This window comes from Streptomyces liliifuscus (genome assembly GCF_016598615.1).
Classification (GTDB): Bacteria; Actinomycetota; Actinomycetes; order Streptomycetales; family Streptomycetaceae; genus Streptomyces; species Streptomyces liliifuscus.
In genome coordinates this window covers 6,780,838-6,804,542 of the sequence record NZ_CP066831.1, presented here as the reverse complement: position 1 = coordinate 6,804,542, position 23,705 = coordinate 6,780,838, and the positions used below count along the sequence as shown (strand labels likewise).

General features: G+C 70.5%; 20 protein-coding genes and 1 tRNA gene. 9 read left to right on the top strand and 12 right to left on the bottom strand.

What is annotated here, in order from left to right:
* Positions 1-71: 71 nt before the first annotated feature.
* The 3 genes from JEQ17_RS29395 to JEQ17_RS29385 form a co-directional block, all read right to left on the bottom strand.
* Positions 72-815, bottom strand: a complete 744-nt coding sequence (locus JEQ17_RS29395; protein WP_234048413.1) for a nucleoside/nucleotide kinase family protein — start codon at positions 813-815, stop codon at positions 72-74.
* On the bottom strand, positions 802-1,974 hold the full coding sequence (locus JEQ17_RS29390) for an SPFH domain-containing protein (protein WP_200397960.1): 1,173 nt from the start codon (positions 1,972-1,974) through the stop codon (positions 802-804). Before JEQ17_RS29390 ends, JEQ17_RS29395 begins: the two co-directional genes overlap by 14 nt.
* Before the next feature lie 113 nt (positions 1,975-2,087).
* On the bottom strand, positions 2,088-3,467 hold the full coding sequence (locus tag JEQ17_RS29385; RefSeq protein WP_200397959.1) for a peptidoglycan-binding protein: 1,380 nt from the start codon (positions 3,465-3,467) through the stop codon (positions 2,088-2,090).
* 323 nt (positions 3,468-3,790) lie between these two features.
* On the opposite strand from JEQ17_RS29385, the gene JEQ17_RS29380 reads away from it, so the two are divergent.
* The 4 genes from JEQ17_RS29380 to glxA all read left to right on the top strand — a co-directional run bounded on the left by JEQ17_RS29380 (position 3,791) and on the right by glxA (position 9,025).
* Positions 3,791-3,867: transfer RNA gene (locus tag JEQ17_RS29380), tRNA-Lys, on the top strand.
* Between the two features lie 96 nt (positions 3,868-3,963).
* A complete protein-coding gene (locus tag JEQ17_RS29375; RefSeq protein WP_200397958.1) occupies positions 3,964-4,674 on the top strand; it encodes a FadR/GntR family transcriptional regulator in 711 nt (236 codons plus the stop codon).
* Between the two features lie 315 nt (positions 4,675-4,989).
* Positions 4,990-6,981, top strand: coding sequence for a glycosyltransferase family 2 protein (locus tag JEQ17_RS29370; protein WP_200397957.1), 1,992 nt, complete (start codon positions 4,990-4,992; stop codon positions 6,979-6,981).
* Positions 6,982-7,087: 106 nt separating this feature from the next.
* A complete protein-coding gene (gene glxA / locus JEQ17_RS29365; RefSeq protein WP_200397956.1) occupies positions 7,088-9,025 on the top strand; it encodes a radical copper oxidase GlxA in 1,938 nt (645 codons plus the stop codon).
* 83 nt (positions 9,026-9,108) lie between these two features.
* Here glxA and JEQ17_RS29360 read toward each other — a convergent pair whose 3' ends face one another.
* Positions 9,109-10,149: a glycoside hydrolase family 6 protein gene (locus tag JEQ17_RS29360; protein WP_200397955.1), complete on the bottom strand. Its 1,041-nt coding sequence runs from the start codon at positions 10,147-10,149 to the stop codon at positions 9,109-9,111.
* Positions 10,150-10,316: 167 nt separating this feature from the next.
* On the opposite strand from JEQ17_RS29360, the gene JEQ17_RS29355 reads away from it, so the two are divergent.
* Complete coding sequence (locus JEQ17_RS29355; protein WP_200397954.1) at positions 10,317-11,108, top strand: GAF and ANTAR domain-containing protein; 792 nt, start codon at positions 10,317-10,319, stop codon at positions 11,106-11,108.
* A gap of 333 nt (positions 11,109-11,441) precedes the next feature.
* Here JEQ17_RS29355 and JEQ17_RS29350 read toward each other — a convergent pair whose 3' ends face one another.
* The 5 genes from JEQ17_RS29350 to JEQ17_RS29330 all read right to left on the bottom strand — a co-directional run bounded on the left by JEQ17_RS29350 (position 11,442) and on the right by JEQ17_RS29330 (position 16,173).
* Entirely contained in the window at positions 11,442-12,107 is a 666-nt protein-coding gene (locus tag JEQ17_RS29350) for a class F sortase (protein WP_200397953.1), read from the bottom strand.
* 6 nt (positions 12,108-12,113) lie between these two features.
* Positions 12,114-12,755 (bottom strand): hypothetical protein, encoded by a 642-nt coding sequence (locus tag JEQ17_RS29345; RefSeq protein ID WP_200397952.1) that lies wholly within the window; start codon positions 12,753-12,755, stop codon positions 12,114-12,116.
* 118 nt (positions 12,756-12,873) lie between these two features.
* The gene (locus tag JEQ17_RS29340; protein WP_200397951.1) at positions 12,874-13,653 is read right to left on the bottom strand and encodes an HAD-IIA family hydrolase; all 780 of its coding nucleotides are present in this window, start codon (positions 13,651-13,653) and stop codon (positions 12,874-12,876) included.
* Between the two features lie 161 nt (positions 13,654-13,814).
* Positions 13,815-14,555 carry a hypothetical protein gene (locus JEQ17_RS29335; protein ID WP_325176296.1) on the bottom strand — a complete coding sequence of 247 codons (741 nt, stop codon included), beginning with the start codon at positions 14,553-14,555 and terminating at the stop codon, positions 13,815-13,817.
* Between the two features lie 475 nt (positions 14,556-15,030).
* On the bottom strand, positions 15,031-16,173 hold the full coding sequence (locus tag JEQ17_RS29330) for an ROK family transcriptional regulator (protein ID WP_234048412.1): 1,143 nt from the start codon (positions 16,171-16,173) through the stop codon (positions 15,031-15,033).
* Positions 16,174-16,291: 118 nt separating this feature from the next.
* Between JEQ17_RS29330 and JEQ17_RS29325 the strand changes: the two genes are divergently transcribed.
* Positions 16,292-17,413, top strand: coding sequence for a Gfo/Idh/MocA family protein (locus JEQ17_RS29325; RefSeq protein WP_200397949.1), 1,122 nt, complete (start codon positions 16,292-16,294; stop codon positions 17,411-17,413).
* Complete coding sequence (locus JEQ17_RS29320) at positions 17,410-17,886, top strand: heme-degrading domain-containing protein (RefSeq protein ID WP_200397948.1); 477 nt, start codon at positions 17,410-17,412, stop codon at positions 17,884-17,886. Before JEQ17_RS29325 ends, JEQ17_RS29320 begins: the two co-directional genes overlap by 4 nt.
* A gap of 239 nt (positions 17,887-18,125) precedes the next feature.
* On the opposite strand, the gene JEQ17_RS29315 is transcribed toward JEQ17_RS29320, so the two are convergent.
* The 3 genes from JEQ17_RS29315 to JEQ17_RS29305 form a co-directional block, all read right to left on the bottom strand.
* On the bottom strand, positions 18,126-18,983 hold the full coding sequence (locus JEQ17_RS29315; RefSeq protein WP_200397947.1) for a fumarylacetoacetate hydrolase family protein: 858 nt from the start codon (positions 18,981-18,983) through the stop codon (positions 18,126-18,128).
* Between the two features lie 178 nt (positions 18,984-19,161).
* A complete protein-coding gene (locus JEQ17_RS29310; RefSeq protein ID WP_200401781.1) occupies positions 19,162-19,929 on the bottom strand; it encodes a YidC/Oxa1 family membrane protein insertase in 768 nt (255 codons plus the stop codon).
* A gap of 177 nt (positions 19,930-20,106) precedes the next feature.
* Positions 20,107-20,421, bottom strand: a complete 315-nt coding sequence (locus JEQ17_RS29305) for a DUF6412 domain-containing protein (RefSeq protein WP_200397946.1) — start codon at positions 20,419-20,421, stop codon at positions 20,107-20,109.
* Positions 20,422-20,671: 250 nt separating this feature from the next.
* Between JEQ17_RS29305 and JEQ17_RS29300 the strand changes: the two genes are divergently transcribed.
* Together JEQ17_RS29300 and JEQ17_RS29295 are read left to right on the top strand one after the other, a co-directional pair.
* The gene (locus tag JEQ17_RS29300; RefSeq protein WP_234048411.1) at positions 20,672-21,493 is read left to right on the top strand and encodes a hypothetical protein; all 822 of its coding nucleotides are present in this window, start codon (positions 20,672-20,674) and stop codon (positions 21,491-21,493) included.
* Positions 21,490-23,673: a bifunctional serine/threonine-protein kinase/ABC transporter substrate-binding protein gene (locus JEQ17_RS29295; protein WP_200397944.1), complete on the top strand. Its 2,184-nt coding sequence runs from the start codon at positions 21,490-21,492 to the stop codon at positions 23,671-23,673. The genes JEQ17_RS29300 and JEQ17_RS29295 overlap by 4 nt, the downstream gene beginning before the upstream one ends.
* The last annotated feature ends 32 nt before the right edge of the window (positions 23,674-23,705 follow it).

The window sequence follows — 23,705 nt, the reverse complement described above, 5'->3', positions numbered from 1 at the left end:
GAAGTTCCGTGAGCTGTGCGTGCGCATCGCGATGCGTGTGGCGATGATGCAGGTCTAGACCAAGTCCCAGATTATTGCTGACTGTTGAACATGTCCATACCAATAGTGGAGAGGATTCGGTGGCAGCGGTCCCGGGACTTCTCCACCATTTCGCCGTTCGGGTCGTCGTTGGTGGCGACCCAGGCCCGGGCCCGGACCTCGTCCCTCCCGCCCGCCAACTGCCGCTCCACCAGCCTCACCCGGCGCACCTCCCCGGGCGCCTCGACGTACCAGCACTCCCCCATGAACACATACGCCTCCCGCCATCCCGGCAGGTCGCAGGCGAGGTAGTTCCCCTCCGTGACGATCAGCCGGGCCGTCGGGGGCACCACGTGCCGTGCGGCGACCGGCTCGTGGAGCGTGCGGTCGAAGTCCGGTACGTAGATGTCGCGGCCGGTCTCGTCGAGGACCCGGCGCAGCAGGTCGACGTACCCCCACACGTCGAAGCTCGGCTCGGAGCCCTTGCGGGCGGTGAGGCCGAGGCGCTCCAACTGGGCGTTGGAGAGATGGAAGCCGTCGAGCGGCAGATAGGCGGCCCCCTCCCCCAGGTGCGCGACGAGGGCGCGGGCGAGGGTCGACTTGCCGGCGCCGGGCGGGCCGGCGAGGCCCAGCACGGCGCGCGGTGTTCCGTCGGTCAGGCTCCAGGCGTCCGAGGCGAGCCCGGCGAGGGTGAGGTCGTCTCCGGCAGGGGTGACGTGGTCTCCGGCGGGGGTGCGGTGTTCGTCGTCGGGGGTGCGGCGGTCACCGGTGGGGGTACGGCGGTCAGCGATCTCCATGTCCCGTATAGAACGCCACCGTCAGATCCTTCACCAGAGCCTTGCGCTCGTAGTCGTCGAGTTCGACGAGCCCGCGCACGGTCAGCCGGGTCACCGTGTCCTCCACGGAGTCGACGACCGAGGTGAGGACCTTGTCGCGGTGCTGCGCGTCGAGTGCCGCGATCCGGCGGCGCTGCATCACGGCGGCGACCTCGGGGGCGTACTCGACGCGCAGCGGCTGCGCCGAGAACACCTGGAGGCCGGCCGCCGCCGCGTCCGCGGCCACGATCCGGGTCAGCGAGTCGCCGACGGCCTCGGTGTTGCGCAGGGTCGCGGACTCGGCGGCCCTCGGCGAGTTGGGCGCGACATCGGCCGGCAGCTGCGCGAGCACCCGGGCGAGCGCAGCCTCCACGCACTCGCGCAGATACCGCTGGTGGTCCTCGACGCCGAGCGCGGCGCGCGCGGTGTCCCGCACCCGCCAGACGACGAGCACCACGACCCTGAGCGCGACCCCGTTCGCGTCGACCGCCGGCATCGGATCGCTGCGCCAGTGCCGCAGACGTACGTCGATCCGGCGGCGCAGCACCAGCGGGTTCACCCACATGAGTCCGGTGCGCCTGACCGTGCCCCGGTAGCGGCCGAAGAGGCCGAGCACCCAGGCGCGTCCGGTACGGCCGCGGGCCAGTCCGCCGAAGCCGAACAGGGTGAGCGCCCCGGCCCCGGCGAGCGCCGCCCACTGCGGCACCCCGAGCCCGGCACTCATCCGCACCGGCAGCCCCAGCGCGTCCACGGCGAGCGGCGGCAGCACACCCGCCCACCACGACGCGAGGACACAGCCCGCCGCGCCGACGGCACCGGCCAGTGCCCCGACCATGCCCGGCAGTACGCCCGCGGGCCGCTCCACCAGGTCGGGGTCCACCTCCACCACCGGCCGCGGCCGCACCGGCGCGGGCGGGCGCCGGGTGACCCTCGGCTGCTCGCCCGTGCCCCGCCGCCGGCTCACGACGGCGGGCGCGAGCGGCACGGACACCGGCTCGGGCTCGTCGCGGAAGAGCAGGTGGACCGGGATCTCGGTGGTCGCCTCGTTGTGGATGAGCCGCGCCCCGCGGCCACCCGTGTCCCGACCGCCCGCCTCTGGGGTCCCCTCGGACTCCGGGGACTGTTCAGTCGTCGTACTCATACGTGCCTCCGTGCCTCCGCGCCAGGAAGAACTGTCATGAGAGAAGTGCCGTCAGGAGCCGTCCGAACGGCCCGGCTCCTGACGTGATCCGGCCCCTTGGGAGATCCGCGTCCTCAGGAGAAGAGCCGCCGCCAGGTCTCCGGACCCGGGTAGCCGTCGGCCGCACCGCCGCGCCACCCCTGTGCGCGCTGGAACGCCTCGACATTGCGCCGGTCGCCCTCGCCCCAGCGCGGTCCGGGCCCCTGCGTGTAGTGCTTGCCGAACCCCTTCTTCACCAGCTGCTTCCCGAGCCGGGTGACGTACTCGTTGCTGGCGCCCGGCCGGAACAGCGCCCGCCCGGGGTAGCCGGGGACGCCGTGCGAGGCGACACCCCCGGCCGGGGGCCGCCCGGGCTTGCCGGAACTGCCGCCGCTCGGGGCGACGATGTCCCGTCCCTTGTCACTCACCAGGTACGCCCAGGTCGCGGGCCCGGGGAAGCCGTCCGCGTCCGCCCCCGTCCAGCCCTGCGCCCGCTGGAACGCCTGGGTGGCCCTGCGGTCCGCCTCCGACCAGCGCGGCCCCGGCCCCGCCGAGTAGTACGCGCTCGCGCCCCGCTCGACGAGCATCCGCCCCAGCCGGGTGACATTGGCGTTGCTCGCCCCGGGCCTGAAGGCCTCCGCCCCCGGATAGGGAACCGCCGTCGGCCTCGTCCCCGGTGAGGCGACGGGAGTGGCCGGAGCGGCCGGGGTCTTCGGGTCGGCCGGAGAAGCCGGATCCACGCCTTCCGTTCCCACTTTCAGCCCCTTGTAGCGGTACGCCAGATAGCGGTCCGAATGCTTCCAGTAGGCGTACGGAGTGGCCTGCTTGCGGGCGCGCGGGCGGGCCTCCTCGTACGCGATGTAGTAGTCCTGCGTGTAATCCGTCCAGCCCCCGAAAATCACGACGTGCGACCCCTTCTCGGGGTCCGCCGGATTGTGGAACAGGAGAATGTCACCGGGCTCCAGCTGCTCCCGGGGAATCCGGACGCCGAACTTGTCGAGGCTGCCCGTCCATTCGTTCCCGCCGAGGTTCCAGGCCATCGAGACGAAGCCCGAGCAGTCCTGGCGGTACCCGTCGGACCAGTACGCGCTCATGCTGTAGGGCACCTCCGCGGCGACCCACTCCTTGGCCCGGTTGATGATCTCTGCCCGGGTCGTCGGGGGTGCCTTGACCTTGGCCGGAACGCCTCCGGGGCCGTGGAGCGGGGTCTTGCCGCCCTGCGGTGTGTCGGGTTCGTCGGCCACGGGGGCACCGGGCAGCCGCGGGGCGTGCGCGGCGGCCGCGACGGCCGGGACGACGTGGCCCGCGCCGAGCGCCGTGCCGGCCGCGGCGGCCAGGACGAGCGCTCGGTGGGCCGCCGGGTGGCCACCGAATCCGGTGGCCGCGGAATGTGGCAGCACAAGCCGCCAGTGGGTACATCCGGGGCAGTCACAGTCGCTCTCGGGATCGAATTCCTCGAATACCGGAGCCGCCATGCGATTCCCCTCACACTCCTGGTGGAAATGTCCGCGCTTCTGCACGTCCGTCAGTTTCTCAACTGTCACCGGGTGTCGCATGTTGACGGTCCAAATGATGTACGGGTTGCCTCCGGCGGTTCGGGAGGGGGGTTGTCTTTTGCCTGCGGGTGGGTGGGGGCTGGTCGCGCAGTTCCCCGCGCCCCTAGAGGGGCGCAGCCGACGCACCGGCCCCAGCCATCTCAGGGGCGCGGGGAACTGCGCGACCAGCCCCCACCGGCCCGCACACGTGCATGGAGGGCCGGGGCACCCCCCAACACCAGGTAGAGTCTGCGGAGCAGCACGCGCCGCTAGCTCAGTTGGTTAGAGCAGCTGACTCTTAATCAGCGGGTCCGGGGTTCGAGTCCCTGGCGGCGCACCACCGAAGAGGCTCCTCGCCACCGCGAGGGGCCTCTTCGCATGCGGCCGAAACTCCATCGCGTATGGCCGAACCCTTTCGGCCCGCTACCCTCTGGCCATGGCGCGCGACCTCCAGGAGCGGATCAAGAAGCTCATCATTGACCGCCGGCTGCCCTCGGGCGCCGTACTCCCGACCGAGCCCGAGCTCATGGAGCTGCTCGGCGCCAGCCGCAATTCCGTGCGCGAGGCGCTGAAGGCGCTCCAGGCGATGGGCATCGTCGAGATCCGGCACGGCTTCGGCACCTACGTGGGACCGATGTCCATGGCCCCGATGATCGAGGGCCTCGCCTTCCGCACGGTCGCCGGGCACTACCGGGGCGAGGACAGCCTGCTCCAGCTCCTGCAGCTGCGCGAGGCCGTGGAGACCGGGCTGATCGTCCGGCTCGCGGGCCGGGTCCCGGCGGACGATCTCGCCGAACTGGATGCGCTGGTGGACCGCATGGACGCGGAGGCGGCCGCGGGCACCGGTCTCGCGGACACCGACCGTGCCTTTCACGCCACCCTCTACCGGGGTCTTGGCAACCTGCTGCTGAGCGAGCTCCTGGAGGCCTTCTGGGATGCCTTCCACCGCGTACGCACCGATCTCGTGGGGCTGCCGCAGGATCCGAAGGTCACCTGCCGGCAGCACCGGGAGATCCTGGACGCGGTGCGCTCGGGCGATGCCACCAGGGCCGAGGACTCGATAAGGGAACACTTCGGCAACATCCGTACGCGCTTGACCGCAACCACACCGAACGAGACCATCAGACACCCCAATGAACGCGTATGACCGGTAAACACCGTGTTTCGCATCTTGCGATCATGATGAACGCCGTAGAACCCTGGGCGACAAGAGGCTGCGGTTACAGGGCAGTTGGGGGCTTGGAACCGGTTGCGTGCGAAGGCGGGGAATAGGGGCCCCGTTCATGAACGGATGTCGAGGGGGGCATCATGCAACCGGAAGGCCGGTGCGCCGTGTCTATAGGGTATGTGGATGATGTGGTGGCGGGGGCCTGCTGTTGATGCGCCTGTGAATGTCTAGGGGGACATGAGCAGGCGAACGGAACAACGAGCACGCGATGGTTCGCGTGTGGGGGGATGACTCATGACGTCGACGCCGACGGGCGCCCGGCAGAACTCCGATCCGTCCGAGACCACCCAACTGAGGGTGCCGTCACAGACTCGGACCGGCAGCTTCCGGAGAATCAAGAAGACACTGCCGAGATACGACTACGAGCACTACAGCCGGCTCGCGGGTCCTCTCACACAACCTGATCCGACCAAGCCGTACAAGGTGCAGTACCGCTCGCTGCTCTCGCAGGAACCGCACCGGCTGCGCGCCGCCCTGATGCTGGGCGCGGCGCCGCTGCTCTCGCTGGTCCTGCTCGTATGGCTGCTGCAGCCCGCGCACTGGACCGAACGCGACTACCCGGCCTTCGACTTCCTGCCGGCGCTCGACATCGTGATGCTGGTCTCGATCGGTCTGATCGAGCTCTTCCGCTGCATGAACGTGCTGTCGAACGCGCACGCCACGCTGGTCGCCCGCGACCCGATCCCGGTGGTGCCCGAGACCGGTACGAGAGTGGCCTTCCTCACCTCCTTCGTGCCCGGCAAGGAGCCGCTGGAGATGGTGACGAAGACCCTCGAAGCCGCGGTCAAGATCCGCCACCGCGGCCTCATGCATGTCTGGCTGCTCGACGAGGGCAACGACCCCGAGGTGAGGGAGGTGTGTGAGCGCCTCGGCGTGCACCACTTCTCCCGCAAGGGCGTCGCGAAGTGGAACATGCCCAAGGGCCCGCACCGCGCCAAGACCAAGCACGGCAACTACAACGCCTGGCTGGACGCGCACGGCGACAACTACGACTACTTCGCCTCCGTCGACACCGACCACGTGCCGCTGCCGAACTATCTGGAGCGGATGCTCGGCTTCTTCCGCGACCCGAACGTCGGCTTCGTGATCGGCCCGCAGGTCTACGGCAACTACGACAACCCGATCACCAAGGCCGCCGAGTCGCAGCAGTTCCTGTTCCACGCGCTGATCCAGCGCGCCGGCAACGCCTACGGCTCCCCGATGTTCGTCGGCACGTCCAACGCCGTACGCATCAAGGCGCTGAAGCAGATCGGCGGTCTGTACGACTCGATCACCGAGGACATGGCGACCGGCTTCGAGATCCACCGCCACAAGAACCCGGCGACGGGCAGGAAGTGGCGCTCGGTCTACACGCCGGACGTGCTGGCCGTCGGTGAGGGCCCCAACGCCTGGACGGACTTCTTCACCCAGCAGATGCGCTGGTCGCGAGGGACGTACGAGACGATCCTCAAGCAGTACTGGAAGGGCTGGTACTCGCTTCCGCCGAGCAAGCTCTTCAACTACACGATGATGATCATCTTCTACCCGATGTCGGCCCTCAACTGGATCCTGGCGGCGCTGAGCTGCGCCCTGTTCCTGGGCCTGGGTGCATCGGGTGTGAACATCGACCCGGCGATCTGGCTGATGCTCTACGGCAACGCCTCCGCGCTGCAGATCGGTCTCTACGTCTGGAACCGCCGTCACAACGTCTCGCCGCACGAGCCCGAGGGCTCCGGCGGTGTGGCCGGCATGATCATGTCCGCGCTGTCGGCGCCGCTCTACGCGAAGGCGCTGATCGACTCGGTCCTGCGTCGCAAGAGCAAGTTCGTGGTCACCCCGAAGGGCGATTCCGCGAGCCCGGACACCTGGTTCGGGACCTTCAGGTACCACTGGTACTTCATGCTGATCTTCGCCGGTTCGATCGCCGCGGGCTTCGTCTACGGCCACGCCCACCCGGCGATGATCATCTGGGCGACCTTCGCGCTGCTCATCACCGCTTCGCCGATGTTCGCCTGGCGCTGGATGATGCGGCAGGACAAGAAGGGGCGCAAGCACCGGCAGGGCGGCCCCCAGGACCCGCCTCCGCCCCCGCAGGACAGCCGCATTCCCCACCAGCCACAGAGTTCACAGCAGCCTCCGGCCGCACCGCACACGCCCCAGCAGAAGCCGAGCTGGGCGGCAGGCGGGGGCAACGACCAGACCGTGCAGATCGCCCTTGGGGGACGGCAGCACCAATCCGGGGGCTGAGTTCCATCAGCGGCCCCGCCGGAGGCCCTCGGACCCCCGGGCCTCCGGACCCCAGCCGGAAAAGCCTTGTACGCCAGTCATCGAGACAAGTTAGACGGGATTTGAAGTGAAAGACGGTTCCAGCCGCCGCCGCGCCCGCCGCATCGCGATAGGTGCGGCGGTGGTGCTTGCGCTGGCCGGGATGAACGGACCCGCGCTCTACCGCTTCGGGTCGGACCAGTACCACGAGTACAAGATCAACAGACCTGAGTACAAGGCCGACAACGGCAAGTGGGACGTCGTCGAGTTCCCGGAGGAGTACCGGCTCAACACCATCCACGCCGCGCTCCTGCACACCGGCAAGATCCTGCTGATCGCGGGCTCCGGCAACAACCAGGACAACTTCGACGCGAAGAAGTTCGACACGCGTGTCTGGGACCCGGTCAAGAAGACGATCAAGAAGGTCCCGACGCCGGCCGACCTGTTCTGCACGGGCCATACGCAACTGCCCAACGGCAACCTGCTGATCGCGGGCGGCACCAAGCGGTACGAGAAGCTCAAGGGCGACATCACCAAGGCCGGCGGTCTGATGGTCGTCCACAACGAGAACCCGGACAAGCCGATCACCCTGCCCGCGGGCACCCGGTTCACGGGCAAGGAGAGCGGCAAGACGTTCGTGTCGAAGGACCCGGTCGTCGTCGAGCGGGCCAAGAAGGTCTTCGACCCGGACACCGGCAAGTTCCTGCGCAACGAACCGGGCCTGGGCCGGATCTACGTCGAGGCGCAGAAGAGCGGCAAGAAGTACGAGACGGGTACGCAGGACAACTACCGCGTGCAGGGCCTGTCGGGCGCCGAGGCGCGCAACACGTACGGCATCGCCGAGAAGCTCGCCCTGGACAAGAAGGACTTCCAGGGCATCAAGGACGCCTACGAGTTCGACCCGGTCGCCGAGAAGTACATCAAGGTCGACCCGATGAACGAGGCGCGCTGGTACCCGACGCTCACCACCCTGTCCGACGGCAAGATCCTCAGCCTCTCCGGACTGGACGAGATCGGCCAGCTGGTGCCGGGCAAGAACGAGGTGTACGACCCCAAGACCAAGAAGTGGACGTACACCAAGGGCGTCAGGCAGTTCCCGACCTACCCGGCGATCTCCCTGATGCAGAACGGCAAGCTGTTCTACTCGGGCGCGAACGCCGGCTACGGCCCCGACGACGTCGGCCGTGACCCGGGCATCTGGGACCTGAAGTCGAACAAGTTCGACAAGCTCAAGGGCATGTCCGACCCGAAGCTCCTGGAGACCGCGGGCACGGTGCTGCTGCCGCCCGCGCAGGACGAGAAGTACATGGTGATCGGCGGCGGCGGGGTCGGCGAGTCCGAACGGTCCAGCAAGAAGACCCGCATCATCGACCTGCTGGCCGACGACCCGAAGTTCGTGGACGGTCCCGAGCTGGAGAAGGGTACGCGCTATCCGCAGTACTCGATCCTGCCCAACGACGACGTGCTGGTGTCCGGCGGCTCGGAGGACTACCGCGGCCGCGGTGACTCCAACATCCTCCAGGCGCGGATGTACGACTCGAAGTCCAACGACTTCAAGCGGGTCGCCGACCCGCTGGTGGGCCGGAACTACCACTCGGGCTCGATCCTGCTGCCCGACGGCCGCGTGATGTTCTTCGGCTCGGACTCGCTCTACGCCGACAAGGCCAACACCAAGCCGGGCAAGTTCGAGCAGCGTGTGGAGATCTACACGCCGCCGTATCTGTACCAGGGTTCGCGGCCCTCGCTCTCGGGTGGTCCCAAGACCATCGAGCGCGGCGGCTCCGGGACGTTCACCTCGCAGCACGCCTCGTCGATCAAGACGGCCCGGCTGATCCGGCCGAGCGCGTCGACGCACGTCACCGACGTCGACCAGCGGTCCATCGCGCTGGACTTCACAAAGACGAAGGACGGCATCGAGGTCACCGTGCCCAAGAGCCGCAACCTCGTCGAGTCCGGCTGGTACATGCTGTTCGTCACGGACGACCAGGGCACCCCGAGCAAGGCCCAGTGGGTCAAGATCCCCTGACCCGCCGGGAGTGACACGACTGGGGGCGCCCTCCTTCACGGAGGGCGCCCCCAGTCACGTACAGGCTGATCGCCCGCGGGCCGCTACTTGGTCGCCTTCGCGAGCTTCAGCGCGTACTCGGGCCACCACTGGCCGGCCTTCGGGCCGCCCTTGCACGTGCCGTCGGACTCGCCGGGCCGCTTGACCCACACGTAGGCGTCGACGAGGTCGTCGTCGGTCTTGGTCGTGGGTGTCTCGCCGAGCGCGCGGCCGGGCGGGTTGCACCAGTTCTCCGCCGGATCGCCTTCCGTGTACGGGCCGTTGCCGTTGCGGCTGGTGTCGACCACGAACGGCTTGTTGCCGACCTTCGACGACAGCTCCTTGCCGTACTTCGTGCTGTCGGCCGTCGTGTAGAAGTTGGACACGTTCACCGAGAAGCCGTCGGCCTGCTCGACGCCCGCCAGCTTCAGCGGTTCGGTGATGTCGTCGGTCTTGCCCCAGCCCGCGTTGCCCGCGTCCAGGTAGACCTTCGTGTTCTTCAGGGACTTGAACTTCTCGACCGCGCCCCGCAGAAGGTCGTAGCGCTCCTCGTGGAACTCGCCCGGGGTGCAGCCGTCCACCATGTGCAGCACGGCGTCCGGTTCGAGGATCACCGTGGTCGCGCGGTCGCCGATGCCCTTGGCGACCTGGTCGATGAAGCCCCGGTACGCGTTGCCGTCGGCGGCGCCGCCGCCGGAGAACTGGCCGCAGTCACGGTGCGGGATGTTGTAGACGACGAGCAGCGCGTCCCGGTCGGCCTTCGCGGCGGCCTCGGTGAAACCGCGCGCCTCCTGCTCGGCGTTCTCCGGAGTGAGCCACTCACCGGTGGGCTGCTCGGCGATCTTGCGGATCAGCTCGGCGTCGTCCTTCTTGCCGTCCTTCACATATGAGGCCACCTGCTCGGCGGCGTTCCCATCGGGATTGACCCAGTAGGGGTCCTTGTCCTTGGGCTGCTGGCTCACCTTGGCGCCCGACTTGTCCTTCTCGCCGTCGCCGTCCGAGGATGAACACCCCGCAAGCAGCAGCACAGCTCCGGCCACCGCCACGGACGCCTTTGCCACCCCTCCAGTGGCGAAAAGAGACACAGCCCCCCTGCTCCCGTACATCAAACTCCCCCTCGGGTGCACCGTCCGAAGTACCAATCCTGACATACGTGTCGGTCCGCCCACGAGCTCGTCCGCCCCTTGTCCACTAGCTGTTACACCCCCTCCCTGCCGGGTAGGCGCCGGACGGACGTGCGGGGGCGGTGGCGGGACTCGGGAAGGGCGCGCACATGCACCACAGCAGTCGGGAGGTCCAGCTGGGGGCCGCCCTCGTGGAAGCCGCGGACACGCTCTTCGAGGCCTTCGACACGGCGGCGTACCTGCGACGGCTCTCCGACCACTGTGTGGCCCTCCTGGACGCCTCGGCGGCCGGCATCATGCTGATCGAGGGCGGCGAGACGGTGTCGTTCGGGGTGAGCAGCCTCCAACAGGAGCTGGCGCTCGACCTGCTGGAGGTCCAGCACCACGGCGGGCCCTGCCTGGAGAGCTACGGCAGCGGAGAACCCGTCCCACAGGTCGCGATCCGCGCGGCCCACGCCTCCTCGCGCTGGCCCGACTTCACGGAACGGGCGCTGCGGTACGACATCGGGAGCACCTTCGCGGTACCGCTGCGCCGGAACGGGACCCCGCTCGGCGCCCTCAACGTGTTCGTGCCGGAGCCGGCCCACCCTTCTCCGTCCCCATCCCCATCCCCATCCCCGTCCCCGGCGGACGGGACGGCGCTGCTCCTCGCGCAGACCCTGGCCGACGCGGCCGCCCTCGGGCTCGCCAACCACCGTGTGTTCACCCGGTACCGGACGCTGACGGGCCAGTTGCAGGAGGCCCTCTCCAGCCGCGTACGCATCGAGCAGGCGAAGGGCATGCTCGCCGAGCGCCGGCGGACCGGGATGGACGAGGCGTTCATCGCGCTGCGCCAGTACGCGCGCAGTCACCGGCTGCCCCTCGACGAGGTCGCGACGGCCGTGATCACGGACTCGCAGGACATCGCCGAGCTGGGCCGCGAGCGCCCCGGGCCTGCGTAGACCCGGCGACTAGCTGCGCGAATAACTCAGCGCCACCGGTCCGGGACATGGCGTCAATCAAACCCTAGGCCGGAGCGCTCATCCGAACTAGAGTCTTATCAGACGGCCCCGGCCCCCGGCTGTCGGACCATTCGTGAGGCGCGTGCGTGACGCGCCGACGGCCCCCTGAACCTCCCGTGCCGACCGCCGGGTTACTCCCGCAGCCCGTGCGCGCACGGTCGAGGACCAGCCCGGTCGACGGCTCCGGGGGGAGCGGGTCGTCGACCGGGCCAGGTGGAGGCACGAGGGGCACTCGGGTTCGGTACGAGGGTTCGGGGGGCCGCTTCCCGGGGCTCACAGACCGGTGCCGCTGAGGTACGCGGAGACGACCACGTTCGCCGTGTAGGTGCGGCTGGTCCGGTCGAAGGTGCCGCCGCAGGTGATCAGGCGCAGTTCGGCGCGGCCGGTCTGCCGTGTCCCGTACACCTTCTGAGCATCGAAGCGGTCGCGGGCGAAGACCTGGACGTCCTCGACGGTGAACTCGGCGACCCTGCCGTCGTCGCGGATCACCCGGACCGTCTCGCCCGGCCGTACCTCGCTGAGGTGGTAGAAGACCGCGGGCCGGGTCTCGGTGTCCACGTGCCCGACGAGCAGCGCGGTCCCGGCCGCCCCGGGCCGCGCCCCGTCCCCGTACCAGCCGACGGTCCCCGGCTGTCCGTAGGGCGGCGGGTCGATCGCCCCGCGGGGGTCGAGCCCACGGGTCACCACGGGCGCCTGTACGCCCAGCGCGGGGATGTCCACGCGCTGGGGCCTCGCGTCCCCCAACGGCTCGGCCGCGGGCGGCAGTTCGACACCGAGCGGCCGTCCGACGGCCGCCACGTCACCCGTGGTCGGCGCGGATATGCCCTGGCGCACGTCGGTCACCTCGCGGCCCCACAGCCACAGCCCGAGGAGCAGCAGCGCCCAGGCCACGCCCATGAGCAGACGGCCGCCGCCGGAAGTGTGTTCCCGGTCGGACATGGCCGGTCAGTCCGTACCGCGGGTACTCCCGCGACTCCGACGGGCGCTGCGGACCGCCACGGCGACGGCGGCGACACCGGCCAGGACCAGCCCGACCACCGCGTGCCGGGTGCCGGGCCCCTCCGAGCGGGCGTCGACGACGGCGAGCCGCGCGGTACCGCCGCCGCCCGCGTGCACGGGCGCGACGGGGGACGCGGGCGCGAGGGGCTGCGCCTCCTGCTGATCCTTCTGCCCCTGCTGTTCCTGCTGTTCCTGCTGTTCCTTCTTCTCGTTCTGTTCCTGCTTCTCCTGCTTCTGCTGCTTCTCGCGTTGCTTCTTGTCGAGGACGGTGATGGCGCCCTTGACCTTGTCCTCGAAGCCGTCGCAAGTGACCTTGACGTCGTACGTGCCGGGGTCGAGCGTCGAGCGGACGCGGGTCTCGCCGGTGAGGACCCCGGGCTTCCCGGTGAGCTGCGCGTCGGCGACGAACGCCTCGGACGCGGCGGTGCCGGACATCCCGGCGCACCCCTTGACCCGCAGTTGGATGTCGCTGCCGGGTGCCGGGGACCCCGGGGTCACGGTGACGCCCCCGTCGGCCGCGTACGCGGTGGGGGCGAGCGCGGCGGCGGCCACCACCCCGGCACAGAGAGTCAGTCGCAGTGAACCCATCGTGAACCTCCAGATATCTGGAGCGTCCTCCTCGGGGCACGGGGCCGCATCCGGGGAGGGGGGCCGCTGCTCCGTACGGGTGGCGCCCCCACACGGGTGCCGGTCCCGTACGGGTGGCTCAGACGCGGTCGACGAGGTCCGCGATGGAGTCGACGATCGTGGACGGGCGGTAGGGGTACTTCTCGATCTCCGCGGCCGTGGTGAGACCGGTGAGGACGAGGAAGGTCTCCATACCCGCCTCCAGGCCGGCCAGGACGTCCGTGTCCATCCGGTCGCCGATCATGGCGCTGGTCTCGGAGTGCGCCCCGATGGTGTTGAGCCCCGTACGCATCATCAGCGGGTTCGGCTTGCCCGCGAAGTACGGCTTCTTGCCGGTCGCCTTGGTGATCAGCGCGGCCACGGCTCCGGTGGCGGGCAGCGCGCCCTCGGCGGACGGGCCGGTCTCGTCGGGGTTCGTGGCGATGAACCGGGCGCCGTCGTTGATCAGCCGCACGGCCTTGGTCATGGCCTCGAAGGAGTACGTACGGGTCTCGCCGAGGACCACGTAGTCGGGGTCGTGGTCGGTCAGCACGTACCCGATGTCGTGCAGCGCGGTGGTCAGACCCGCCTCGCCGATGACGTACGCGGAGCCCTCGGGGCGCTGGTCCTCCAGGAACTGGGCGGTGGCGAGGGCGGACGTCCAGATGTTCTCGACGGGCACGTCCAGTCCCATCCGCCGCAGCCGGGCGTGCAGATCGCGGGCCGTGTAGATGGAGTTGTTGGTGAGCACCAGGAAGGGCTTCCCGGACTCCCTGAGCTTCTTTATGAAGGCGTCGGCGCCGGGGATCGGCACGCCCTCGTGGATCAGCACCCCGTCCATGTCCGTGAGCCACGATTCGATGGGCTTGCGCTCTGCCATGTGCCGTCTCCTGCCGTACGCGTGCTGCGTGAGCCGTGCGGGTCTGCCGCGGGTGTGGGGGACGCCGTCACAGCTGTGTGCCGACGCCTCCAGACTAGCCATCCGCCCGATCTTGGTGGAGGGGGGCGGCAGTGGCCCGGGCGGAGAATCCCGCGATGCCCTCAGCGTCTGCGGCGGGCCGCGAACAGCGCGCCGAGTCCCACGCCGAGGAGCAGGAGCGCGCCGGCGGTCGCGGCGAGGATCCCCCGGGTCGAGCGCAGCCCCGTCCGGGCCAGTTCCTCCGCGAAGGGAATGCCGTCCGGTACGCGCCCGGAGGCGTCGACACGGTCCCGGTCACCCGTGGTCCCGGCACCGTCCTTGCCGCCGACCTCGCCCGTCCCACCCTCTTCGCGCTCCCCCCGGCCCTCGCCCTCGCCGAGGATGCGGAAGCGGTAGTCGTTCGACTGCCCGACCCAGTCGCCGTCGTCGCCGTCGTCCCCCCGCCGCTGGACGACGGCGGCGTGCGCGACGACGTCGTTGGCCACGGCGTCCGAGGTGACGGCGAGCCGCACCTTGACGGAGAGGGTCACACCGGGCGCCACGGTGAACCCGGGGAAGGGAGCCTCGTCGCCTTCGGAGCCGTCGGCGTCGGATCTGTCGGCTCGGCTCACAGGGGAGCCGAGGACCCCGATGTTCTCGTCCTGCTCGGTCCGCTCGAAGCCGACGGGACGGGGCCGCTCCCCGTCGTAGAACTCGAGCTGCGGCTGCTCCGGCCGCAGCGCCCGCTTCCCGTCCACGAGGACGACGACCGGGTGGATGTTCCCGCAGGTCGCGTCGGTGGTGTTGGTGAGATCGATGTACCAGGTCCGGAACCCGCCCCCGGCGTCGTACTCGGCGGGCCCACCATGAATCCGCGTACGCACGGGAAACTCCCCGCCCCCCGGCTCGGCACAGGTGGGCCGCCCCTGCCGTTGTTCCACCCCCACCGCGGCATCGGCCGGCACAGGAGCGAGGGCGGCTGCAGCACTGACAGCGAGACACACAGGCTTGCTCAGTCGCATGGACACGGGAGCCTGCCACGACGCACCCTCGCACCGACTCCGGCACGCTGGGCGGGGTCCGATCGGGGCGGGGATTGCGCCCGATCGGTCCAGAGAGAGCCAAGCCAAGCCAAGCTGAGCTGAGCTGAGCTGAGCTGAGCTGAGCTGAGCTGAGCTGAGCTGAGCTGAGCCGGGGACCAACCCACCCAGGGGCGCGGGGAACGGCGCAGTCTTTTCGCTTTCAAGGGGCGCGGGGAACTGCGCAATCTTTTAGGGGCGCGAGGAACTGCGCGACCAGCCACAACGAGCCCGCACCCGACACCGAACCCGCGGAAGCCAAAAGCCCCCGCACCAAAACTCACCCTTCCGCCCGCCCGAACAACGGCACCAACAACAACTGAGCAGCCCCCTCAGCCACCCGCCCCCCGCCGGAGGCAACCCGTACGGGCACAGGACTCCCCACCCCCTCCCGCCGAGCCCGAGCATCGAGCACCGCCCCGACCCCCCTCACGAACCGCACGGACTCCGCGGCAACCGTGCGCCCACCCAGCAGCACAAGGTCGATGTCCAGCAGCCCCACAAGGTTCGCGGCCCCTTCGCCGAGAACACGCGCCGCCTCGTCCACGTCCCCCCGGGCCACCGCCGCGAGGCACAACGCCTCGACGCACCCCCGGTTGCCGCAGGAGCAGGGCGGCCCGTCCAGCTGGATGACCTGGTGCCCGAACTCACCCGCCCCGGTACGGGACCCGCGATGCACGGCCCCACCGAGGACGAGCCCGGCCCCCAGCCCCGTACCGAGATGCAGATACGCGAAGGCCCCCGCCTCACCCCCGACCGCGAGTCCGAGCGCCGCGGCGTTCGTGTCCTTGTCCAGGACGACCGGCACACCGAGCCGCCGCGCCAGCGCATCGCGCAGGGGGAACCCGTCCCACTCGGGAAACCCGGTCACCCGGTGCAGCACACCGTGCGTGTGATCGAGGGGCCCGGGCATGGCGACACCGACCCCGAGAACGGTGGACCCGGCGCCGACACCGGACACACCCCCAGGCCCCAGCTCCGCCACCACCTCCCCGAACTCCGCCACGACCACATCCAGCACGGCGTCCGCCCCGGCCCCCAGATCCAGCGGAGCGCACCGCTCCCCCACGACCGCCCCCGTGAGATCGACGAGCACGACCCGCAGCTCGTCCCGGTCGAGGTGCAGCCCCACCGCATGTCCGGCCTCCGGCACCAGCCGCAGCACCGTGCGTGGCTTGCCACCCGTGGAGGCCTGTCGGCCGGCGTCGGTCACCAGCCCGTCCTCCCGGAGGCGGGCGGTGATCTTGCTGACGGCCTGAGGCGTCAGCCCTGTACGTTCCGCGAGTTCGAGGCGGCTCATCCCCGTACGCCCGGCGCGCCGCAGCAGATCGAGCAGCAGCGCGGCGTTGTGGCTGCGCAGCGCGAGCAGGTTCACCCCGCCGCCCACCCGGGCCGCTCCGGAACCAGCCCCGATACCAGCCACTCCGATCCTCCCTGTGCCGCGTGCGCCTGTAGTGCGTGGTCCACAGTTACCGCGTGCTCCACAGCCCCATTGTCCCCCGCGCTTGCACTTTGGCAACAGCGTTGCTTAAGTGGAAGGCATGACTGGTACAGGCAATGGCACCCCCGTCGGCGAAGGCCCCGTCCGCGAGGGCCCCTTCCGCGTGGGCCTCGTCGGCTACGGCCTCGCGGGCTCCGTCTTCCACGCCCCGCTGATCGCCGCGACCGAGGGACTCATCCTCGACACGGTGGTCACGTCGAACGCGGACCGGCAGCAGCAGGCGAGGGACGAGTTCCCGGACGTACGGATCGCGTCGGCCCCCGACGAGCTCTGGGCGCGCGCCGACGAGCTGGACCTGATCGTCATCGCGTCCCCCAACAAGACGCACGTCCCGATCGCCACGGCCGCCCTCAAGGCGGGCCTGCCGGTCGTCGTCGACAAGCCGATCGCGGGCACGGCGGCGGACGCCCGCGAGCTCGCCGCCCTCGCCGAGGAGCGCGGGCTGCTGCTCTCCGTCTTCCAGAACCGCCGCTGGGACAACGACTTCCTGACCCTGCGGAAGCTGATCGCCGAGGGCGGCCTCGGTGACGTCTACCGCTTCGAGTCCCGCTTCGAGCGCTGGCGCCCCGAACTCAAGGGCGGCTGGCGCGAGTCCGGCGACCCGGCAGAGGTCGGAGGTCTGCTGTTCGACCTCGGCAGCCACGTGGTCGACCAGGCGCTGGTCCTCTTCGGCCCGGCGGCCGCGGTGTACGCGGAGTCGGACGTCCGCCGCGCGGGTGCGGAGGCCGACGACGACACGTTCATCGCGATCACGCACACGAACGGCGTCCGCTCCCACCTCTACGTCTCCGCGACGACCGCCCAACTCGGCCCGCGTTTCCGCACGCTGGGCTCGAAGGCTGGCTACGTGAAGTACGGCCTCGACCCCCAGGAGGCCGCCCTGCGCGACGGCGAGCGCCCGGTCGTGGGCAAGGAGAAGGAGTGGGGCGTCGAGCCCGAGGAGCTGTGGGGCCGCGTCGGCTCCGGAGAGTCCCCGCTGACCAGCGGCGGAACCCCGGTCCCGACCCTGCCCGGCGCGTACCCCGCGTACTACGCGGCCGTCGCCGGGGCCCTGAGCGGCACCGGCGAGAACCCGGTCACCGCGCTGGAGGCCGCCGCCGCCCTGGACGTCCTGGAAGGCGCGCGCCGCTCGGCCCGCGAGAACGTGACGGTGACCCTGTGAGCACCCCCACCGCACCGACCATCGCCGAACTGGAGGAGCAGGAGCTCCGTCTGACGCTCCCTCACTTCACGTACGACGACGCGTGGGCCCTCGGCACGCTCCTGGTCGAACTGGCCCGCGAGCGCGACGCGCCCGTCGCGATCGACATCCGCCGGGGAGGCCAGCAGCTCTTCCACGCCGCGCTTCCCGGCTCCACCGCCGACAACGACGCCTGGATCGACCGCAAGCGCCGGGTCGTCGAGCGCTACGCCGCCTCGTCCCTCCTGGTCGGCACCCGCTTCCGAGCCAAGAACACGACGTTCGAGGACTCCTCCCGCCTGGACCCCGATGTGTACGCGGCCCACGGCGGAGCCTTCCCGATCACGGTGACAGGCGCAGGCGTAATCGGCACGGTCGTGGTCTCGGGCCTCCCCCAACTGGAGGACCACGCAATGGTGGTGGAGGCACTGGAACGCTTCTCGACGACCGCGTAGGGAGCGCTTTCAGGGGCGCGGGGAACGGCGCAGTCTTTGGCTTATTCGGGGGCGCGGGGAACGGCGCAGTCTTTGGCTTATTCGGGGGCGCGGGGAACGGCGCAGTCTTTTGGATTTTCTGGGGGCGCGGGGAACTGCGCAATCCTTTCGCCTTCAAGGGGCGCGGGGAACTGCGCGACCAGCCACAACGAACCCGCACCCGACAACGCGCCGTGGTCCCCCGCGCCCCAGTGGAACGCCTACGCCGGCTTGAATTCCTGCCGCTGCCGCCCCAGCCCCTCAATCTCCAGCTGCACGACATCCCCCGCCCGCAAGAACGGCTTGGGCTCGGGCATCCCCAGAGCAACCCCCGCCGGCGTCCCGGTATTGATGACGTCCCCGGGATAGAGAGTCATGAACTGACTCACATACCGCACGACTTCGGCAACGGAGAAGATCTGGTCGGACGTGCTCCCGTCCTGCCGCAACTCCCCGTTGACCCACAACTTCAGCCCCAGCCCCTGCGGATCGGGCACCTCGTCCGCCGTCACGAGCCACGGCCCGAGCGGATTGAACGTCTCGCAGTTCTTCCCCTTGTCCCAGGTCCCGCCCCGCTCGATCTGGAACTCCCGCTCGGACACGTCGTGCGCCACCGCGTATCCGGCGACATGCGCGAGCGCCTCCTCGTGCGAGCCGAGATACCGGGCCGTACGCCCGATGACGACAGCCAGCTCGACCTCCCAGTCGGTCTTCACCGAGCCGCGCGGCACGAGCACGGTGTCGTAGGGCCCGACGACCGTGTCCGCAGCCTTGAAGAAGATCACCGGCTCGGCGGGCGGCTCGGCACCGGTCTCCTTGGCGTGGTCGTGGTAGTTGAGGCCGATGCAGACGACCTTGCCGATCCGGGCGACCGGCGGGCCGACCCGCAACCCGTCCGCGTCGAGCACGGGCAGTTCCCCGGCCTCGGCGGCGGTACGTATCCGGCCGAGCGCCGCTTCGTCGGCGAGCAGCGCCCCGTCGATGTCCGGCACGACGCCCGACAGGTCCCGCAGGACTCCCTCGGCATCGAGGAGCGCGGGCCGCTCGGCCCCTGACGTACCGACTCGCAGCAGCTTCATGATCACAATCTCCCTTGATCGCGGGCGGCCCGTCCGACGGGTGCAGCCATCGGAGGACTGGTCGATCGTCCAAGGTCCGCGTCCAGTCCGCAATACCCGGTTCACGGACTGGACCGTAACCACCCGCCAGACAGGCCTCCCGCCCGACAAGCTTCCTGCCCGTCAGACCTCCTGCCCGTCAGCCGAGTACCGCCGCGGCCGGCGCGGCCCCCGGCATGTCCCGGTACAGCACGGCCCGCTCGACCGCGCTCCACGTCGTACTGGTCACCACGTACAGCGCGGCGGCCAGCGGCACCACCGCCACGGTGAACAGCGTGAGGAAGGACATCAGCGGCATGACCTTGGTGATCGCGCCGAGCCCGGGCACCTGCTGCTCACCCTGGGCGCCGCCGGTCACCGGGGCCACCGACGCACTGGCGGCCATCATCCGCTTCGTACTCCGGTAGTTGAAGGTGGCGACGGCCGCGACGATCACGAACAGGGCCAGGTACACAAGGCCGGGCGCCCCAAGAACCCCGCCATTGCCGAGGGCGTCCGCCCACCGGTCGCCGAGCGGTGCGGCGAAGAGCTGGTGGGCGAGCAGGGAGTTGGCCTCGCCGCCGATCCGCGAGTTCGAGAACAGGTGGTAGAGGAGGAAGAAGGCCGGCAGCTGGAAGAGGCTGGGCAGGCAGCCGGAGAGCGGCGAGACCTTCTCCTTGGCGTGCAGTTCCAGCACCGCCTTCTGCAGCTTCTCGGGGTTCTTGCCGTGCTTCTTGCGCAGTGCGGCGATCTGCGGCTGCAGGGCGGCACGCGCCCGCTGCCCGCGCGCCGAGGCCCGGGACAGGGGATGCACGAGGAGTCGTACGAGCGCGGTGAACAGGACGATCGCGGCGGCCGCCGAGGAGGCCTGGAAGAGCGGTTCGAGCAGCTCGGCGAGCCCCTCGACGAGGCTCGCGAAGGCGGACATGAAGGAAGAGAAGAGGGAAGAGAAGCCGGACATGGATGAGCCCTCCGTGGGTCTCGTCGTGCCGAGGAGATGAGACGTGACGTACGTCGGCATGACGACCCGCGCGGGGTCTGCTGAGGTTCTCCGGAATTCCCCTGCGGACGCTCCGAGAGCGTTCGAAGAGTGGTCGGTGGTCCCCTACGCGGCCGTCAGGAGGGAACGGCCGGGTGCTCGGGGACGCCTGCGCCCCCGGGCGTCGGGGTCGCGCTGCGGCAGGAACGCCGTGCGCTTCTCGCGGTCGCGCATGGCCGTACGGACCCGTGTGCGGGGTACGGCGGGCGCGAGCCGGGAGGCGATGAGGGAACAGGCGGCCAGCGCGGACCCGGCCGCGGCGGTCGCCGCGAACGTGACGGCGACGGCTCCGGCGAGGCTGCCGGTGTCGAGGAGCGCCACCTGCAGAAGGAGGACGAGCAGCAGCACGGCGGGCTTCAGCTGCGCCCAGGTCCGTGTCATCGGCTGCACTCCTTCCCTCTGGTCCTACCTACTGCGGCTTACCGGTCCTACTGGCTCTGTGGCCTCCTGCCGTTATACAGGATCGGCTCCGGAAGCCGCTGCCGCAGGTGAGCGGCCATGAACACAGAAGAGGGAACAACGGACTCCGGCAAGGCCGTAGTACCCCGGGGGCATAGTCGCTACGCTCCCAGCGGGGGAACGCGCGTGCGGGTATGGGGAGTTGGGGGAGTCGATGGTGTACCGAAGACGTGTGCGTCTGTGTGTCGGCGCCTTAGCCACCGGGCTGCTGCTGGCCGGCTGTTCGGGAGGCGGCGACAACGGGACCGCCAAGCCCTCCGACTCCAAACCCACCGGCTCCCCGCAGGCCGCCGCGAGCGGTGACACCCGCTCCAGCCCGAGCCCGAGTCCCAGCGCCGGTGCCACGAGCCTGGACTTCACCCCCGATCCCGACCGCGCGCCGAAGACCCGCGCGGCGGCCCTGCGCCTGGCCCGCACCGTCGCGGCGGCACCCGCCGACTGGGGCCCCGGCTTCGTCAGGCGCAGCCCGTACGAGAGCGACCCCGCCTCCTGGCCCGTACTCGACCCGGACTGTGTCTGGCAGCGCGAGCCGCTGCCCTCGACGGTGCTCGCCAACGTCGCCCGCAACAGCGAACTGCCCGCGGAGGACGGCAAGGGCCCGATCCACGTCACCGCGACCGTCACCGTGCACCGGGCCGTGAAGGACGCCGACTGGGAGATGGCCGGGACCCTGGAGGAGGCGCTGCGCTGCCCCGATCAGCAGCTCCGCCAGAACGAGCGGATCAGCGGACTGCACTCCACGGGCGCGCAGTACGGCCTGATGGGCAACTTCACCTCCGAGGACACGCTCTCGGAAGGCGGCGAGTACTACAGCGACGAGCTGGGCGGCCCTCGCTACTACTACTGGATACAGAGCCGGCTGGCGCAGGTCACCGTGGCCGTCGTCGGCAGGGGTTCCGAGGGGCGGTCCGAGGAAGAGGTCGACTCCGCCCTGCGCCAGGGAGCGGTCCAGATGCTGACCCGCGTCGAGACCGAACTGGAGGCGGCCGAATGAGCGAGCGTCTGCTCCCCACCGACCCCGCCTCGATCGGGGGACACCGGCTGCTGGCCCGCCTCGGCGCGGGCGGCATGGGCGTGGTCTACCTCGGCCGTACGGAGGCCGGGAGCCTGGCCGCCGTCAAGGTCATCCAGGCCGAGTACGCGGACGAGCCGGACTTCCGAGCCAGGTTCCGCCGCGAGGTCGAGACGGCCCGCCGGGTGACCAGCCCCTGGGCGGTACCGGTCACCGGCGCCGACCCGGACGCGGACGAGCCCTGGCTGGCCACCGCCTTCGTGCCCGGCCCCTCGCTGGAGGAGGCGGTCGCCCGCCACGGCCCGCTGCCCACCCGCAGCGTGCGCGTCCTGGGCCGGATGCTCGGCGCCGCGCTGCGCGAGGTCCACGCCGCCGGTCTCGTCCACCGGGACGTCAAGCCCGCCAACGTCCTGCTCGCCGTGGACGGCCCGCGCCTCATCGACTTCGGGATCGCCCGCGCGACCGACGAGACCGCGATCACCTCCACCGATCTGGTCGTCGGCACGCCCGGTTTCCTCTCCCCCGAGCAGGCCGAGGCGCGTGGCGCGGCGGTGGGCCCGGCGAGCGACATCTTCTCGCTGGGCTGTCTGCTGGCGTACGCGGCGAGCGGCCGTCCGCCGTTCGGCACGGGCACGGCCGACGCCCTGCTCTACCGCACGGTCCACGACGAACCCGACCTGTCCGGCATCGAGGCCGGGGAGGACACGGAGGGCGTCGAACTGCTGACGCTGCTGCGGCTGTGCCTGGCGAAGGACCCGGCGGACCGCCCGACGGCCGAGCAGTTCGGCACGGTGCTGCTGGTCGAGGACTCGGTCCCCGAGGGCGGCCGGATCGACTGGCTGCCCGAGGACGTCGTACGGATCATCGCCGACCGTTCGGCCGAGATGCTGGCGCTCCCCGACATCGAGCCGACCGTCGCCGACGCGTCGGCCGCCGAAGCACCGACGGAGGCGGAACCGACGTCGCCCGGCCGACGCCGGCTGCTCCTGGCCTCCGGCGCGGCACTTCTCATGGCGGCGGGCGGAACCGCGGCCTGGGCCGCCCTGCGCGACGAGGACGACCCGGGCGCCTCGACGCCGCGGGCCCGCCGCTGGGCCATCGGCGTACAGGCGGATCTCAGCGGGGACCGGCGGACGACGGGCCAGGCGCAGGAGCGGGGCGCGCGGCTGGCGGTCGAGCAGTTCAACTCCCGTGGGAACAAGCCCTTCGAGCTCACCCTGAAGACCGCTGACGACGGCGGCAGCGCGGGCCGGGCGCCGGCCGCGGCGAAGAAACTGATCCAGGACGCCGACGTGCTCGCCGTGCTCGGCCCGACCAGCGACGAGGCGGCTACCGCGGTCCTCGGCACGTACGACGAGGCGCTGCTGCCGCTGCTGTCGGTCTCGGCCGGAGGACTGCTCCTGACCTCCCAGGAGTACCGGTCCTTCGTGCACTGCCGCCCCAGCGACGCGGCCCTCTCCCTGCCCATGAGCGTCTATCTCATGAAGCAGAAGGAGACACAGCGCCCCGGTCTCCTCCAGGACCGCACCGCGCAGACGTACGCCCAGGAGTCCGCCGGGGTCAACTCCACCATGCTGCGTCAGCTGGGCCGGCCGGCCTACCCCCGGGTGGTCCCGGAGAACACGCAGGACATGGGGCCCGTCGTCGCCGACATGCTGCGGGCCGGGATCGGCTCCTTCATCTACGCCGGCTATTCGCAGGGAGCCGCCCTGGTGGCCCGCGAGCTGGCGGCGGCCGGCTTCGACCGGCCGCGGTTCGCCTCACAGGCCGTGATCGACCCGGCGTTCCTCGAGCTGGCCGGGGACGCGGCCGAGGGATGGCTGATGACCGCCTCCTTCGTCGACCCCTCCGCCCTGCCGGCCGCGGCGGCCTTCACCGCCGCCTTCCGCAAGCGGTTCGGCGCCGCGCCCGGCTACTACGCGGCCGAGGCGTACGACACCGTCAACCTCGTCCTCCAGGAGCTGGTGAAGGCCACGAAGGGCGGACGGCCGCCGGGGCGCAAGGACCTGGTGGGCCTGCTGCGCAAGAGCCGCTACAAGGGCATCACGAAGGAGTTCTCCTTCAAGCCGGAGGACGGCACGTTCGCCGGCTGGGGCATCTTCCTGCACCAGGTCGAGGGCGGCCGGTTCCGGTTCCTCGGTGATGCCCCCTCCGAGGTGTAGCCGTGAGCGGGTCGCTGTGAGCGGGTCTCCGT

What these genes read in the sequence shown, in the direction of transcription:
- JEQ17_RS29395 (WP_234048413.1), bottom strand. Translation starts at nt 815, where the DNA reads ATGGAGATCGCTGACCGCCGTACCCCCACCGGTGACCGCCGCACCCCC.
- JEQ17_RS29390 (WP_200397960.1), bottom strand. Translation starts at nt 1,974, where the DNA reads ATGAGTACGACGACTGAACAGTCCCCGGAGTCCGAGGGGACCCCAGAG.
- JEQ17_RS29385 (WP_200397959.1), bottom strand. Translation starts at nt 3,467, where the DNA reads ATGGCGGCTCCGGTATTCGAGGAATTCGATCCCGAGAGCGACTGTGAC.
- JEQ17_RS29375 (WP_200397958.1), top strand. Translation starts at nt 3,964, where the DNA reads ATGGCGCGCGACCTCCAGGAGCGGATCAAGAAGCTCATCATTGACCGC.
- JEQ17_RS29370 (WP_200397957.1), top strand. Translation starts at nt 4,990, where the DNA reads ATGACGTCGACGCCGACGGGCGCCCGGCAGAACTCCGATCCGTCCGAG.
- JEQ17_RS29360 (WP_200397955.1), bottom strand. Translation starts at nt 10,149, where the DNA reads ATGTACGGGAGCAGGGGGGCTGTGTCTCTTTTCGCCACTGGAGGGGTG.
- JEQ17_RS29355 (WP_200397954.1), top strand. Translation starts at nt 10,317, where the DNA reads ATGCACCACAGCAGTCGGGAGGTCCAGCTGGGGGCCGCCCTCGTGGAA.
- JEQ17_RS29350 (WP_200397953.1), bottom strand. Translation starts at nt 12,107, where the DNA reads ATGTCCGACCGGGAACACACTTCCGGCGGCGGCCGTCTGCTCATGGGC.
- JEQ17_RS29345 (WP_200397952.1), bottom strand. Translation starts at nt 12,755, where the DNA reads ATGGGTTCACTGCGACTGACTCTCTGTGCCGGGGTGGTGGCCGCCGCC.
- JEQ17_RS29340 (WP_200397951.1), bottom strand. Translation starts at nt 13,653, where the DNA reads ATGGCAGAGCGCAAGCCCATCGAATCGTGGCTCACGGACATGGACGGG.
- JEQ17_RS29325 (WP_200397949.1), top strand. Translation starts at nt 16,292, where the DNA reads ATGACTGGTACAGGCAATGGCACCCCCGTCGGCGAAGGCCCCGTCCGC.
- JEQ17_RS29315 (WP_200397947.1), bottom strand. Translation starts at nt 18,983, where the DNA reads ATGAAGCTGCTGCGAGTCGGTACGTCAGGGGCCGAGCGGCCCGCGCTC.
- JEQ17_RS29310 (WP_200401781.1), bottom strand. Translation starts at nt 19,929, where the DNA reads ATGTCCGCCTTCGCGAGCCTCGTCGAGGGGCTCGCCGAGCTGCTCGAA.
- JEQ17_RS29305 (WP_200397946.1), bottom strand. Translation starts at nt 20,421, where the DNA reads ATGACACGGACCTGGGCGCAGCTGAAGCCCGCCGTGCTGCTGCTCGTC.
- JEQ17_RS29295 (WP_200397944.1), top strand. Translation starts at nt 21,490, where the DNA reads ATGAGCGAGCGTCTGCTCCCCACCGACCCCGCCTCGATCGGGGGACAC.